The sequence below is a fragment of the Lysobacter sp. OAE881 genome, from assembly GCF_040546665.1.
Taxonomy (GTDB): domain Bacteria; phylum Pseudomonadota; class Gammaproteobacteria; order Xanthomonadales; family Xanthomonadaceae; genus Lysobacter_J; species Lysobacter_J soli.
Window position 1 is genome coordinate 2,735,323 of the sequence record NZ_JBEPOG010000001.1, and the last position, 14,062, is coordinate 2,749,384.

Annotated in this window: 15 protein-coding genes; 6 read left to right on the forward strand and 9 right to left on the reverse strand. The window is 68.0% G+C overall.

Features of this window, described 5'->3' with window-relative positions; genetic code table 11:
- Position 1 precedes the first annotated feature (1 nt).
- Genes kynU through ABIE51_RS12705 form a run of 5 tightly spaced genes read left to right on the forward strand, consistent with a single transcriptional unit; the run spans position 2 to position 5,250 of the window.
- A complete protein-coding gene (gene kynU / locus ABIE51_RS12685) occupies positions 2–1,300 on the forward strand; it encodes a kynureninase (protein ID WP_192630995.1) in 1,299 nt (432 codons plus the stop codon).
- Positions 1,301–1,357: 57 nt separating this feature from the next.
- Positions 1,358–1,654, forward strand: coding sequence for a GIY-YIG nuclease family protein (locus tag ABIE51_RS12690; protein WP_192630996.1), 297 nt, complete (start codon positions 1,358–1,360; stop codon positions 1,652–1,654).
- A gap of 46 nt (positions 1,655–1,700) precedes the next feature.
- Entirely contained in the window at positions 1,701–3,071 is a 1,371-nt protein-coding gene (locus ABIE51_RS12695; protein ID WP_354504202.1) for an FAD-dependent oxidoreductase, read from the forward strand.
- Position 3,072: 1 nt separating this feature from the next.
- Positions 3,073–4,515 (forward strand): exodeoxyribonuclease I, encoded by a 1,443-nt coding sequence (gene sbcB, locus ABIE51_RS12700; protein ID WP_192631697.1) that lies wholly within the window; start codon positions 3,073–3,075, stop codon positions 4,513–4,515.
- Between the two features lie 48 nt (positions 4,516–4,563).
- Positions 4,564–5,250 (forward strand): DUF2461 domain-containing protein, encoded by a 687-nt coding sequence (locus tag ABIE51_RS12705; protein ID WP_157030508.1) that lies wholly within the window; start codon positions 4,564–4,566, stop codon positions 5,248–5,250.
- A gap of 16 nt (positions 5,251–5,266) precedes the next feature.
- On the opposite strand, the gene cfa is transcribed toward ABIE51_RS12705, so the two are convergent.
- The 5 genes from cfa to ABIE51_RS12730 form a co-directional block, all read right to left on the reverse strand.
- Positions 5,267–6,394: a cyclopropane fatty acyl phospholipid synthase gene (gene cfa, locus ABIE51_RS12710; protein WP_192630998.1), complete on the reverse strand. Its 1,128-nt coding sequence runs from the start codon at positions 6,392–6,394 to the stop codon at positions 5,267–5,269.
- A 74-nt stretch (positions 6,395–6,468) separates the two neighbouring features.
- Positions 6,469–7,344, reverse strand: coding sequence for a DUF3298 and DUF4163 domain-containing protein (locus ABIE51_RS12715; protein ID WP_157030510.1), 876 nt, complete (start codon positions 7,342–7,344; stop codon positions 6,469–6,471).
- An 82-nt stretch (positions 7,345–7,426) separates the two neighbouring features.
- Positions 7,427–8,146 carry a pseudouridine synthase gene (locus tag ABIE51_RS12720; protein ID WP_192630999.1) on the reverse strand — a complete coding sequence of 240 codons (720 nt, stop codon included), beginning with the start codon at positions 8,144–8,146 and terminating at the stop codon, positions 7,427–7,429.
- A 196-nt stretch (positions 8,147–8,342) separates the two neighbouring features.
- Positions 8,343–8,621, reverse strand: coding sequence for a GNAT family N-acetyltransferase (locus ABIE51_RS12725; RefSeq protein WP_115841705.1), 279 nt, complete (start codon positions 8,619–8,621; stop codon positions 8,343–8,345).
- A gap of 39 nt (positions 8,622–8,660) precedes the next feature.
- Complete coding sequence (locus ABIE51_RS12730; protein WP_192631000.1) at positions 8,661–9,326, reverse strand: histone H1-like repetitive region-containing protein; 666 nt, start codon at positions 9,324–9,326, stop codon at positions 8,661–8,663.
- A 228-nt stretch (positions 9,327–9,554) separates the two neighbouring features.
- Between ABIE51_RS12730 and ABIE51_RS12735 the strand changes: the two genes are divergently transcribed.
- Positions 9,555–9,737: a hypothetical protein gene (locus ABIE51_RS12735; protein WP_157030513.1), complete on the forward strand. Its 183-nt coding sequence runs from the start codon at positions 9,555–9,557 to the stop codon at positions 9,735–9,737.
- A 48-nt stretch (positions 9,738–9,785) separates the two neighbouring features.
- On the opposite strand, the gene ABIE51_RS12740 is transcribed toward ABIE51_RS12735, so the two are convergent.
- The 4 genes from ABIE51_RS12740 to ABIE51_RS12755 form a co-directional block, all read right to left on the reverse strand.
- Positions 9,786–10,394: a rhomboid family intramembrane serine protease gene (locus ABIE51_RS12740; protein ID WP_192631001.1), complete on the reverse strand. Its 609-nt coding sequence runs from the start codon at positions 10,392–10,394 to the stop codon at positions 9,786–9,788.
- 48 nt (positions 10,395–10,442) lie between these two features.
- Positions 10,443–12,068, reverse strand: coding sequence for a POT-type proton-dependent oligopeptide transporter (locus tag ABIE51_RS12745; protein WP_192631002.1), 1,626 nt, complete (start codon positions 12,066–12,068; stop codon positions 10,443–10,445).
- A 512-nt stretch (positions 12,069–12,580) separates the two neighbouring features.
- Positions 12,581–13,408 carry a hypothetical protein gene (locus tag ABIE51_RS12750; RefSeq protein WP_192631003.1) on the reverse strand — a complete coding sequence of 276 codons (828 nt, stop codon included), beginning with the start codon at positions 13,406–13,408 and terminating at the stop codon, positions 12,581–12,583.
- Positions 13,405–14,034 (reverse strand): glutathione S-transferase family protein, encoded by a 630-nt coding sequence (locus ABIE51_RS12755; protein WP_192631004.1) that lies wholly within the window; start codon positions 14,032–14,034, stop codon positions 13,405–13,407. Before ABIE51_RS12755 ends, ABIE51_RS12750 begins: the two co-directional genes overlap by 4 nt.
- Positions 14,035–14,062: the final 28 nt, after the last annotated feature.

The window sequence follows — 14,062 nt, forward strand, 5'->3', positions numbered from 1 at the left end:
CATGACCGACGCAGTTTCCGAGCTTTACTCCGATACGTACGCACTCGCCCAGGATGCCGCCGACCCGCTGCGCGACATACGCTCGCAGTTCCTGATCCCGCAACACGTCGGCGCCGACCAGGCGTACTTCGTCGGCAATTCGCTGGGACTGCAGCCGCGGGGTGCGCGTGCGCATGTCGAGGAAGTGCTGGACAAGTGGGCGCACGAAGCCGTCGAGGGCCACTTCACCGGCCAGGCGCAATGGATGCCGTACCACGAACTGGTGCGCGAATCGCTCGCGCGACTGGTCGGTGCGAAGCCGCTGGAAGTCGTGGCGATGAACACGCTCACGGCGAACCTGCATTTCATGATGGTGAGCTTCTACCGTCCCACGCGCGAACGGCCGGCGATCCTGGTCGAAGCAGGCGCGTTCCCGTCCGATCGCTACGCCGTCGAGTCGCAGATTCGTTTCCACGGATTCGATCCGGCGACGGACCTGATCGAAGTGCAGCCCGATCGCGACGATGGCACGACGTCGATGGAAGCGATCGAGCGCGCGATCGCCATGCACGGTGCGCGACTCGCACTCGTGCTGTGGCCGGGCGTGCAGTACCGCACCGGACAGGCGTTCGACCTGCCGCGCATCGTGAAGATCGCGCACGCGCACGGCGCCGTGTGCGGCTTCGACCTTGCGCACGCGGTAGGCAATCTCGAACTCGCGCTGCACGACAGCGGCGTCGATTTCGCCGTGTGGTGCCACTACAAGTACGTCAACAGCGGCCCGGGCGCGGTCGCCGGATGCTTCGTGCACGAGCGCCATGCGCACAGCGATCGCCCGCGTTTCGCCGGCTGGTGGGGACACGAGCAGAACACGCGCTTCCGTATGGGCCCGCATTTCGTGCCGACGCCCGGCGCGGAAGGCTGGCAGCTGAGCAATCCGCCGATCCTCGGCATGGCGCCGCTGCGCGCTTCGCTGGAGCTGTTCGATGCGGCCGGCATGCCCGCGCTGCGCGCGAGATCGCTGCGCCTGACGGGCTATCTGGAAGCACTGATCCGCGAGCGGCTGGACAGCACGCTGCAGATCGTCACGCCGGCCGACCCCGCCCAGCGCGGCTGCCAGCTGTCCCTTCGCGTGATCGGCGGCCGCGGTCTCACCGGCCGCGACGCCGGACGCGCATTGTTCGACGACCTCGCCACGCGCGGCGTGCTGGGCGACTGGCGCGAACCGGACGTCATCCGCATCTCGCCCACCCCGCTCTACAACACGCACGCGGACGTGCTGCGCTTCGTGCGTGCGGTAGAGGCATGGCGGGATGGTTGAAAGCTGTCATTCCCGCGAAGGCGGGAATCCAAGTATCAGACGCGCCAAGGATGAGGAATGGCGAAGCAACCGGCGGTCTACATGCTGGCAAGCGATCGCAACGGCACGATCTACATCGGCGTGACGAGCAACCTGATGGCGCGCACGTGGCAACATCGCGAGGGCCTGATGGAAGGCTTCACAAAGCGACACGACGTCACGCGCCTGATCTGGTACGAACAGTGCGATGACATATCGGCCGCAATCCAGCGAGAGAAACAGTTGAAGAAGTGGAACCGGGCATGGAAGGTCCGACTGATCGAAGAACGCAATCCTGAGTGGAGCGATCTGTGGCCCGGCCTTGCCGGCAACTGACGCTTGGATTCCCGCCTTCGCGGGAATGACAGCATGGGGACCGAATGTGACTGCAATACCCGACAACCGCCACATCACCCTCATCGGCGCCGGCCTCGCCGGTGCGGTGCTCGCGACGCTGCTGGTGCAGCGCGGCTGGCGCGTGGACGTGTACGAGAAGCGCGGCGATCCGCGCGTGCAGGGCTACGGCGGCGGACGTTCGATCAACCTCGCGCTGGCCGAGCGCGGCCGCCACGCGCTTCGACTCGCCGGTGCGGACGACGCGGTGATGAAGCACGCGGTGATGATGCGCGGGCGCATGGTGCACTTCCTCGATGGCCGCACCGACCTGCAGCGGTATGGTCGCGACGACAGCGAAGTGATCTGGTCCGTGCATCGCGGCGAACTCAACGTCGTTCTGCTCGACATCGCCGAACGCGCCGGCGCGCGGCTGCACTTCGACCGGGGGTTGTCGAACGTCGATTTCGACGCGCGCATCGCGACGTTCACCGATCCGCGCGATGGCAGCACGCACCAGGCGGCATTCGAATCGCTCGTCGGTGCGGACGGCGCGGGATCGGCATTGCGCTCTGCGATGGCGAAGCAGGTCGATCTGGGCGAACGCACCGAGTCGCTGGGGCATTCGTACAAGGAGCTGGAGATCCCGCCGGCGCGGGACGGCAGCTTCAGCATCGAGCCCAACGCACTGCACATCTGGCCGCGCGGCCGTTACATGTGCATTGCCCTGCCAAACGACGAACGCACCTTCACCGTCACGCTGTTCCTGCCCAACGAAGGCGATCCGAGCTTCGCGACGGTGCGTACCGGACATGACGCGCGCGCGTTGTTCGAACGCGACTTCGCCGATGCGCTGCCGCTGATTCCGGATCTGGAGCAGGATTTCGAACGCAACCCGACCGGCATCCTCGCGACGCTCTACCTGGATCGGTGGCACCTGGACGGTCGCGCCGTGCTGCTGGGCGACGCCGCGCACGCGATGGTGCCGTTCCACGGGCAAGGCATGAACTGCGCGTTCGAGGACTGCGTCGCACTGGCCGAACAACTGGACTCTCAGCCGGACCGCGCGGCTGCATTCGCCGCGTTCCAGGCCGATCGCCTGCCGAACGCGCGTGCGATCCAGCAGATGGCGCTGGAGAACTACCTGGAGATGCGCGACCGCGTGGACGACGACGATTACCTGCTGCAGCGCGCGCTCGAACGCGAACTCGCGCAGCGTCATCCGGATCGTTTCATGCCGCGGTACGCGATGGTGACCTTCCACCGCATTCCGTATGCCACGGCGTTCGAGCGCGGACGGCAGCAACGCGAGCTGCTGGTCGACCTCACGCGCGGGCACGCGTCGCTCGACACGCTCGACTGGAACGTGGTCGATGCCGCCGTGCGTGAGCGCCTCTCGCCGCTGCCCGTGGACGCCTGACGTGCCGGGCAGCTTTCTTTTCTACGACCTGGAAACCTTCGGCGCCGATCCGCGCACCACGCGCATCGCGCAGTTCGCGGCGATCCGCACCGACTGCGATCTCAACCAAGTCGAAACGCCGATCAGCGTGTTCGTGCGACCTGCCGACGACCTGCTGCCCTCGCCCGGCGCGACCATGGTCACCGGCATCACGCCGCAGCACGCGCTGCGCGAAGGCATGAGCGAAGCGGCGGCGTTCGCGCTGATCTTCGAGGAGATGGCGCGGCCGGAAACCTGCTCGCTCGGCTACAACTCGCTGCGCTTCGACGACGAGTTCATCCGCCACGGCCTGTTCCGCAATTTCTTCGACGCGTACGAGCGCGAGTGGCGCGGCGGCAATTCGCGGTGGGACCTGCTCGACGTGTTGCGCCTGGCGCACGCGATCCGTCCGGACGGGCTGGTCTGGCCCACGCGCGAGGATGGCGCGGCGTCGTTCAAGCTCGAACACCTTGCCGAGGCCAACGGCGTGCGCATCGGCGACGCGCACGAGGCGCTGTCGGACGTGCGTGCGCTGATCGGCCTCGCACGCAAACTGAAGGAAGCACAGCCGCGCCTGTGGGACTACGCGCTTCGCCTGCGCGACAAGCGCTACGCATCGAGCCTGCTCGACGTCATCGCGATGAAGCCCGTGCTGCACGTATCGCAGAAGTTCCCGGCGAGCCGCCTGTGCGCCGCCCCGGTGCTGCCGATCGCGCGGCATCCGCGCATCGACAGTCGCGTGATCGTGTTCGATCTGGAACAGGATCCCGATGCACTGCTGCGCCTCAGCCCGGAAGGCATCGCCGAGCGTCTTTACGTGCGCGCGGCCGACCTGCCCGAAGGCGAATCGCGCGTTGCGCTCAAGGAAGTGCACACCAACCGCTGCCCGGCCCTGATTTCGTGGGATCACCTGCGCGGGCCGGATTTCGACCGCCTGCGCATCGATCCGCTGCTCGCCGAGGAACGCGCCGCGCGCATCCGCGAGGCCGGTCCGGAAATCGCGGAGAAAGTGCGGCAGGTGTTCGGCGTCGAGCGCGAACGCGTGGCCTCCGACGTGGATGCCTCGCTTTACGATGGCTTCATCGGTGACAGCGACAAGCGCCTGTTTCCGCAGGTGCGCACCACGCCGCCGGAATCGCTGGGGCTGGCCGAGTTCGCGTTCCGCGACGCGCGCCTGCCGGAGATGCTGTTCCGCTACCGCGCACGCAACTGGCCCGAAACGCTGGATGCGGAGGAATGGGCGCGCTGGAACGATTACCGCCGCTGGCGGCTGTACGACGAATCCGGCGCCTCGGAGTACAGCTTCGCGCGTTTCGCCGAGGAAATCGGCATGCTGCGCGCCCTGCACGCGCAGGACACGCAGAAGCAGGTATTGCTCGACCAGCTCGAAATCTGGGGGCGGGACATCGCGGCCGGGCTGGAATAAGCGCCCGCCGCGCCCCAGATAGGACCCAAGCCCCGGACTCCCCGCCTCATGGCCACCTATTTCAGCGAAGCAAGCTTCAAGTTCCTGCGCGGCATCGCGCGCAACAACAACCGTACGTGGTTCCAGACCCACAAGGCCGACTACGACGCGCACCTGAAGGAACCGTTCCAGCGCCTGCTGACCGACCTGCAGCCCGTGCTTGCCGGCGTGAGCGAGCACTATCGCGCCGCACCCAGCGGTGTCGGCGGTTCGCTGTTCCGCATCCAGCGCGACACGCGCTTCGCCAACGACAAGACGCCGTACAAGACCTGGCAGGGCGCGCGGCTGTTCCACGAGCGCGGGCGCCAGGTCGAAGCGCCGTCGTTCTACGTGCAGATCCAGCCGGGCAACTGCTTCGTCGGCGCGGGCCTGTGGCACCCGCAGCCGGACACGCTGCGTCGCGTGCGCCACTTCATCCTGGACAACCCGGGCAGCTGGAAAGCCGCCGCGCACGACGCGAAGTTCCGCCGACGTTTCGACCTCGACGAGGACGAGATGCTCACGCGCATGCCGCGCGGCTTCCCCGACGACTTCGAGTTCGCCGACGACCTCAAGCGCAAGAACTTCGTCGCGTTCCGCGTGATCGACGACGCCACGATGATCGGCCCGCGCCTGTTGAAGACGCTGGAAACCGACCTGAACGGCATGGCGAAGTTCGTCGATTACCTGTGCGCGGCGCTGGATCTGGAATTCTGATCCGCAGCGAAGCCGCTCAACGCGGCGCGACGTAACCGCCCGGCACGCCCTTCGGCGACAGCACCAGCTGCCACAGCTGCGAATGCCGGCTGCGGAAGGTCGCCATCGACGCGGACAGATAGAAGCGCCACATCCGGCGGAAGCGCTCGTCGTAGCGATCGTCCAGCTGGGGCCAGGCGCGTTCGACGTTCGCGCGCCAGGCCTGCAGCGTGCGGTCATAGTCGGCGCCGAAGTTGTGCCAGTCCTCCAGCACGAACAGCCCCTCGCTCGCCTGCGCGATCTGCGCGGCCGAAGGCAGCATGGAGTTCGGGAAGATGTACTTGCCGATCCACGGATCGGTATGCCGCACCGAGCGGTTGGTGCCGATGGTGTGCAGCAGGAACAGGCCGTCGTCGCGGAGGCAGCGCTGCGCGACTTCGAAGTACGTGCGGTAGTTCTTCACGCCGACGTGTTCGAACATGCCCAGCGAGAACGAACGGTCGAACCGCTCATCGAGCTCCCTGTAGTCCTGCAGGCGGATGTCGATCGGCAATCCCTGGCACAGCTCGCGCGCGAACGCCGCCTGCTCGCGCGAGACCGTCACGCCGACGCCGGTGATGCCGTAGCGTTCGGCCGCGAACTTCAGCGCCTCGCCCCAGCCGCAGCCGATGTCGAGCACCTTCATCCCCGGCTGAAGGCCGAGCTTGCGGCAGACCAGGTCGAGCTTGGCTTCCTGCGCGTCGTCGAGGTTGTCGATCAGCGCGCCGTCGCGGTCGCGCCAGTACGCGCAACTGTAGACCAGGCGCTTGCCGAGCATCGCGCGATACAGGTCGTTGCCGAGGTCGTAGTGGCGCTCGCCGACCTGGAAGCTGCGCCGGCGACTCTGCAGGTTGGTGAAGCGCGCCCGCAGCGCGTCGAGGGCCAGGCCGATGCCGTGGACCTTCTGGTCGAGGTCCGCCGCGATCATGCGGTAAAGCATTCCGTCCAGCGACGGCACGCGCCACCACCCGTCCATGTACGACTCGCCCAGGCCCAGCGAGCCTTGCGAGAGCACGCGCGCGTGGAAGCGCTCGTCCTCGACGTGGAGGTCCCAGGGCCGGTCGCCGTCCAGGCGGACATCGGCCAACGACAACAGTTGCTCGACCCGACTGCGCAATGCGGACATGGCGACTCCGGCGAGGCGGACGCCGGCCTGCCCGGCGTCGGTGTGCCCGGCCGACGTGGCCGGGATGCCCGATCCTAGCGCGCCGGGGGCGTCGGGGTCGCGACGGGGGCCGGCGCGGGCGCGGCGGCGAACAGCGGCCGGAACTCCGGCGCCAGGTGCGGCAGTAGCACGTCGACGGGCACTTCCACCGTCTGCGTGCCGTCCGAATACGGCCCGACCTGGTAGGGCGCGAAGACGAACCGCAGGCCGGACAGGCGTCCGTCGGGCGCGGCGACCGGCTCGAACAGCGCGAAATCCGACGGATCCGGCTGCGTGCCGTCGTCGATCATCTTCGAGGCGTTCTTCACCACTTCCGCGCGTTCGTCGGCAGGCAGGTCGTCGGCATCCACGCGCTGCGACAGCGCGGCGTGCAGCTGCTCGCGCACGTAGTCGGAAATGGCGGTCCAGCCGGCGGCACTCGGAACCAGCTGCTGCGCCGTGAGCAGGCGGTTCTGCTTCGGCAACCAGACGAAGCGCGCGATCAGCGGCGCACCGTGCGCGCCGCCGGTGTAGCTGCTGCCGTCGGCGGCCACGGCCACCACGTCGGGCGTGTGCATCAGTTCGGTGAAGCTCAGCGACAGGTCGTACGGCGCACTGGTCGCACCGCCCGGCTGGCTGCGCGCCTTGGCCGCTTCGATCAGGTCGTTGCGCGCGGTGTCGGCGTATTTCTTCAGCTCCGCGGCAAGGCCCGGGTACTGCTCGGCGGGCACCTGGTAGCTGATGCCGATGATGTAGTCCGACGTGGATTCGGACACGTCTTCCAGCTTCACGTCGGCAGGCGCGACGATGGCCGTATCGCCCGGCGCCGTGGCGGGCGCGCCGGGGGTGGCGACGGGAGCGGCGGGTTCGGGTTCGCGCTTGCACGCGATGAGCGCTGCGGACAGCGCGAGGGGCAACAACAATCGCTTCATGGGCAATCCCTTGTCATCGCCGCAGGTTAGCGGCGGCGGCGTGATGCCCGGATCGACGCATCCCGGGCCGTCGCGCGCGGGATTACCAGTTGTCGCGCTTGGGCAGCAGGCCGCGCAGTTCGGCGTCGGTGAGGTTGCGCCACTGGCCGGGCTTGAGGTGCCCGAGCTTGACGTTGCCGATGCGCACGCGCATGAGCTGCTTCACGCGGAAGCCGAAGTGCGCGGCCATCAGGCGGATCTGCCGGTTGAGGCCCTGCACCAGCACGATGCGGAAGCCGAACCGGTTCAGGCGCCCGGTCTTGCACGGCAGCGTGGTTTCGCCGTGGACCGGCACGCCGCGCGCCATGCCGCGCAGGAACTCGTCGGTCACCGCGTGGTTCACCGCGACCAGGTATTCCTTCTCCAGCTTGTTCTCGGCGCGCAGGATCTCGTTGACGATGTCGCCGTTGCTGGTCAGCAGGATCAGCCCTTCGGAATCCTTGTCCAGGCGGCCGATCGGGAAGATGCGGCGCTCGTGGCCGACGAAGTCGACGATGTTGCCCTTCACCGTGGACTCGGTCGTGCAGGTCACGCCGACCGGCTTGTTGAGCGCGATGTAGACGTGCTGGCGCTTGTTCTTTGCGACCGTGCGCGCCTTCAGCGGCTGGCCGTCGACCAGGACTTCATCGCCCTCGCCCACTTCGGCGCCGACGCGCGCGCGCAGGCCGTTGACCGTGACCCGGCCTTCGGCGATGAGGCCGTCGGCCTCGCGCCGCGAGCAGTAGCCGGTGTCGCTGATGTGCTTGTTCAGGCGCATGCGCATTAGCGCCGGTGCGGCGCGGGTGTCGGGGGACGGGGCGCGAATGCTGTCACACCTTGGCCTTCCACGCACCCCGGCGGGCGCTCAAGCGCAAATCACCGCCAACCGAGGGGCCGGAAAAGCGGCGCTTCCGGGCGGGCTGTCTGAATCCGGCGCCTGCCGCCACGGAACCGCCGCTTCCGGCCACTGACTCGGGCCGTCAGGCCAGCAGCTGGTTGTATTCCGGATGCCGCTCTGCCCACGCGGCCGCGTAGGCGCACCGGGGATGTACGTGCCAGCCCTGCGCCTTGGCGTATTCGAAGGCGGCCTTCACCAGTTCGCCTGCAATGCCCCGCCCGCCGATGGCGTCCGGCACGCCGGTGTGGGTGATCACCAGGCGGTCGCCTTCGCGCTGGTACTCCAGCACGGCGACCTCGCCATCGACGGTGGTGGTGAAGACGCCCGATGCGGGATCGTGCTCGATCTGGTGCGTGGTCATGACGGAATCCGGTGGAAGCCAGGCGCGATCATGCCGCGCTCAGCGTGCATCGCGCTTGCCCTGGTTGCGTCGATCCTGGCTGCTGATGTGGCCCTGGTTTCCCTCCAGGCGGATCTCGGCGTTGTGCAGTTCCTGGGCTTTTTCGGCGGCGCTGTCGGACATCGCGCCCGACCCACCGCCGTGCCCGTGGTTCGCCTCGAACTGCTGCCACGGCGGCGGCTGGTGATCGCGTTCCTGCTTGGCGGCCAGCAATTCGCGCGTGTTCGCCAACGCCTGCTCGGGGGTGATCTGCGGCTTTTCCTCGCGAGCACGACGACGCGGCGCCTTGGCGGCGGCGGTTGCGTTGGACGGCGTCTGGCGCGAGGGGGTCTTGCGGGCGGCGGTCGCCTGTTTGGCGGTGGCCTTCCGGGCGGCGGTCTTCTTCGCTGCGACCTTCGTCGCCGCTGTCTTCTTAGTCGCGGACTTCTTCGTGGCGACCTTCTTCGTCGCGGACTTCTTCGCCGGGGCCTTCGTGGCCGCGGTCTTCTTCGTCGAAGCCTTCTTCGCGGGGACCTTCTTCGTCGCCGTTTTGGCCGACTTCGCGGCCTTGCCGACGGCCTTCTTTGCTGCCTTCGCAGGTGCCTTCTTCGCGGTCTTCTTCGAAGCGGCTTTCTTCGCGGGCGCCTTGCGGGCCGTGGTCTTCTTGCCGGCCTTCCTCATCGCCATGCCTGGACTCCTGGCTCAACGGGGAATTCCGGCATATCACGGGCTGCATTCATGCCGGGTGAGCGCCGACCCGCTGCGTCACGCGCGCGAACGCGTGGCGACCGGATCTGACCGCTTGCGTCACATCGCGTCGGCCAGATCCTCATCACGACGTGTGGCACGGAATCTGCGTGATCCAGTACCGGAAATGCGCTTGGGGAAGCGCTCCGCACGCCCGGGAGGACACCAATGACCCTGCATCACCTGACGCTCGATCACCTGAGCGACGACGCACTGATGTCCCGCCTGTACGAATTGGCGCGCAACGACCGCCACACCGTGGAAACCGCGCAGATCGACGCCGAAGTCTATTCGCGCCTGCTCCAGACCTACGGCGACGCCGAGCCCGACACCGCCTGCGTCGCGGCGTAACCCGGAATACCGGGCGGGGCGCGATGCCCCGCCGCAAAACCTGCCGCATCAGCCCCCGAACGAGGGGCTCATCAGCCGTTGCAGGAAGGCCCCGCCGAAGCGCGGCTCCATCAGCAGCATGAACAACACGCCGTAGATCGCGCCGGAGATGTGCGCGCTGTGGTTGATGTTGTCGCCGCCGCGCTTGTCCATGTAGATCGAATAGCCGATGTACATCACGGCGTACAGGATCGCCGGCATCGGCAGGAAGAACACGAAGATCAGCGACCACGGCTGCAGCAGGATGAAGGCGAACAGCACCGCCGATACCGCGCCCGACGCGCCCAGGCTCCGGTACGTGGGATCGTGCCGGTGGCGCAGGTACGTCGGCAGGATCGCGATCACTATCGCCGACAGGTAGAACAGCACGAACCCGAGCGGCCCGACCAGCTCGGCCATCACGCGCTCGATCAGGCGACCGAAGAAGTACAGCGTGATCATGTTGAACAGCAGGTGCGACCAGTCGGCATGGATGAAGCCATGCGTCAGCAGCCGGTCGTACTGCTTCTTGCGATCGATCGCCGGCGGCCACAGGATCAGGCGGTCCAGCAGCGCCGGCCGCTCGAAGGCGAGCCAGGACACCAGCACGGTCACGGCGATCAGGGCGAAGGTCAGCATTCAGTGGGTTCCAGTGTTCGTCCGGTTCGATCGCCCGATCATGGAGGATCAGGCGTGACGGTAGTTGTCCTGCATCGGGTAACGCCGCGCGTACAGCGCGAACGCCGCCGCCGCGACGAAGGCGAAGCCGGCGAAGAAGAACATCAGGAAGGCGTTCTCGCTGAGCCCGGTGGCGCCGATGTGCGAGGTCACGTAGTCGTTGCGCACGCCCGCGTTGGTCAGCAGCACCCACAGGCTGCCGAACGTGCTCGCGAGGTACCAGAAGGCCATGATCACGCCCTTCATCGCCTGCGGCGCCTGGCTGTAAGCGAACTCGAGCGCGGTCGCCGACACCAGCACCTCGCCGAAGGTCAGCAGCGCGTACGGCAGGATCTGCCACGCCAGCGAGACCGGGTCGCCGCCGTCGATGTAGAGCTGGAGCGCGCCGGCGATCACCCAGGCCACGCCCGAGAACGCGATGCCCGCGCCCATGCGGCGCAGCGCGGTGGGCTCGAAGCCCATGCGCTTGAGCGCCGGGTACAGCACCAGGTTGTTGAACGGAATCAGCAGCATCACCAGCGCGGGGTTCAGCGCCTGCATCTGCGCGGCGTCGCGCACCAGCCAGCTCGGCCACCACCACGCGTCGTGCGGCATCGCCATCTGGTTGCCCTGCAGCACCCACGTCGAGGCCTTCTGGTCGAACAGCGACCAGAACGGCGTGGTCAGCGCGAACACGATCAGGATGCGCAGCACGGCGCGCACGCCGTCGACCGCCGCGTCCGGATGCGCGCCGCGGGCGCGGTCGAGCTGCATCGACGTGCCGATGCCGCCGAAGGCGATCACCGCGCCCAGCGCCAGGCACGCGGAGATGACGAAGCCGAACGATTCCGGCCACCACGACAGACCGACCGTCGCATGCAGCGCCCAGCCGAGCAGCAGGCCCGCCGCCAGTGCGAAGCCGCCCATCGCGACGAGGAAGCCGCCACGCCCCTGCCCCGGCGCGAGGAGCGCCGTGCGCGCGACGTGCAGGAACGAGTTCGGATCCGATGCAGCCGGCGGCACGTTGATGTACTGCTTGCGGCCGAGCCAGAAGATGAAGGTCGCGATGAACATCAGCGCGCCCGGGATGCCGAACGCCACCGCCGGCCCGTATTCGCGCAGGAAGATGGGCATCAGCAGCGAGGCGAAGAAGCTGCCGAAGTTGATGATCCAGTAGAAGCCGTCGAAGACCTTCCGCGCCAGGTGCTTGTTGGTCTGGTCGAACTGGTCGCCGACGAACGACACCACCAGCGGCTTGATGCCGCCCGAGCCCAGCGCGATCAGGAACAGGCCGGTGTAGAAGCCGTTGCGGTTGTTCTCGAACAGCGCCAGGCAGGCGTGGCCGGCGCAGTAGATCAGCGAGAACCACAGCACCGTGCGGTACTTGCCGAAGAAGCGGTCGGCCAGCCAGCCGCCAAGCAGCGGGAAGAAGTACACGCCGATGACGAAGGTGTGGAAGACCTCCTTCGCCATGCCCGCGCGCTCGCCTTCGGGCAGGTACGCCAGCAGCGCGCTGGAGGCCAGGAACTGCACCAGGATGTTGCGCATCCCGTAGAAGCTGAAGCGCTCGCAGCCTTCGTTGCCGATGATGTAGGGAATCTGGCGCGGAAGCCTGTTGCTGCTTTCGGCCGGGGCTGCGGTCGCGGGAATCGTCATCCGGTTCTGCCTGTACTCGTGATCGCCGCGACTCCGTTCGCCTGGCGGGACGGCGCCCGTCGCGGTGCGTCGGCGACGGGCAAAAAACAGGCGGAGCTCAGACCCCGCCGTGCCCGGAGAGTACCAAGGGGGCCGCGGCAAGCGAAGTGCTGGGCTGGGCGGGATGCGGGTCGTGTGCGGCCGTGGCGCCGCCAGGCGGCGATGGCCGCACGCGGCGCGCCCTTGCCGTCATCCCCGCGCAGGCGGGGATCGAACTATGGCTGCGTCACGTCTTCCGCCAGCCGTCGGGCGTGACGGTACGGATGCATGGATTCCCGCCTTCGCGGGAATGACGGCATCAAATGGCGGCCTCGAGAACCGAAGCAAACCACCCGTCATCCCCGCGCAGGCGGGGATCCAGCTATGGCTGCGTCACGTCTTCCGCCCGCCGTCGGGCGTGACAGTACGGATGCATGGATTCCCGCCTTCGCGGGAATGACGGCAAGCGAAAGCGGGGGGCGCGACCACGAAACCTAGTCCGCCGCTTCCACTCCATCGGCCAGGTCCGCGGCGTCATCGAATCCGGCGCCGCCTTCTTCGGCGACCGCAGCGGCATCGGCCGCCTGCTCCGCACCCTGCACCTCCAGCGTGTACTGGAAGTTCTGCATCATCTGGCGCGGGCCTTCGCGGTATGCCGCGGCGATCGCCAGCGTGTGCTGGCCCGGCGGCAGCGGCTTGAGCATCAGCCAGTAGCCGTCGGTGGCGACGGCCGGGTCGTTCGAGGTCAGCGTGAAGCACGACTCGCCGGCGGCGCGCATGCGCTGGTACTGGCCGATGGGACGGCCGTCGAGCAGCACGAGCCCGGTGTAGACGTGGTCGACGAAGTTCGCCGCGCGCTGCTGCTTCTGCGTGCAGCTGAGCGCTTCCGTTTCGCCCGGCTCGCCGGCGCCGACGGCCCGCGTGATCAGCGGGACGAACAGGTGGCGATCGGCCGGAATCGTGCAGGTGCGCATCGCGTCGAACGAACCGTCGGTGCCGGCGAGGAACCACACCGGACCGTCCTGGTGCTCCGCACAGCGGCTGCCATCGCGATCCTGGTACGGCGCCTTGCCATCGAAGCGGCTGGCCCACTGCCACCAGCGCGACGACCACTGCGTCTGCGCGGCGTCGGCCACGGCGACATCGGCAGGCACCCAGCGGTCGTCCAGGCTCACCACCGGCGGCGGTGGCGGCGCCTCCTTCTGCTGGCTCCAGCCCAGTTCCTCGCGGATGTCCTGCACTTCCTTGCAGCCGGTGGCGAGCAGCGCACCGGCCGCGCACATCGTCGCCAACGCCGCGCGCGCTGCAGTCGTAAGGTTCATACCCATTCGGTCAGCCCCTCGCGTTCGTAGAGCGTGCGGAACGACGGCCGCGCCTTCATGCGTTCGGCCAGCGTCGCCAGGTGCGGCCACGTGTGGCCCGGGCGCGGCATGTTGCGCGTCCAGCGCATCAGCATCGTCAGGTAGAAGTCCGCCGCGCTCAGGCGATCGCCCAGGAGGTACGGGCCGTTCGCGGCGAGGTGCGCGTCGAGCCGGTCCCACGTCGCCTCGATGCGGCCGCGCGCGCCGTCCTGCACGCGGTCGGTGTGGTCGGCGTCGATGTCCTGCGGATACCACCACAGCCGCAGCGGCGACTGCAGCGTGTTGGCGAGGTTGAGCATCCACTGCAGGTACGCGCCGCGCTGCGGGTCGTCCAGCGCCGGCGCGAGCCCCGCCTGCGGATGGCGATCGGCGACGTGCAGCACCAGCGCGGCGGCCTCGTACAGCGGCTGGCCGTCGGCGACGAGCGTGGGCACCACGCCATTGGGATTGAGCGCGAGGTATTCGGCGCTTTTCTGCTGGCCGGCCTTGGTGTCGACCAGCGCCAGTTCGTGCGGGACGTCCAGCTCGATGAGCAGCCAATGGACGACCAGACTCGCCGCCCCGGGCGAGTAGTAAAGACGGTACATGCGGCATTCCCCCGGAATGAGCGCGGAT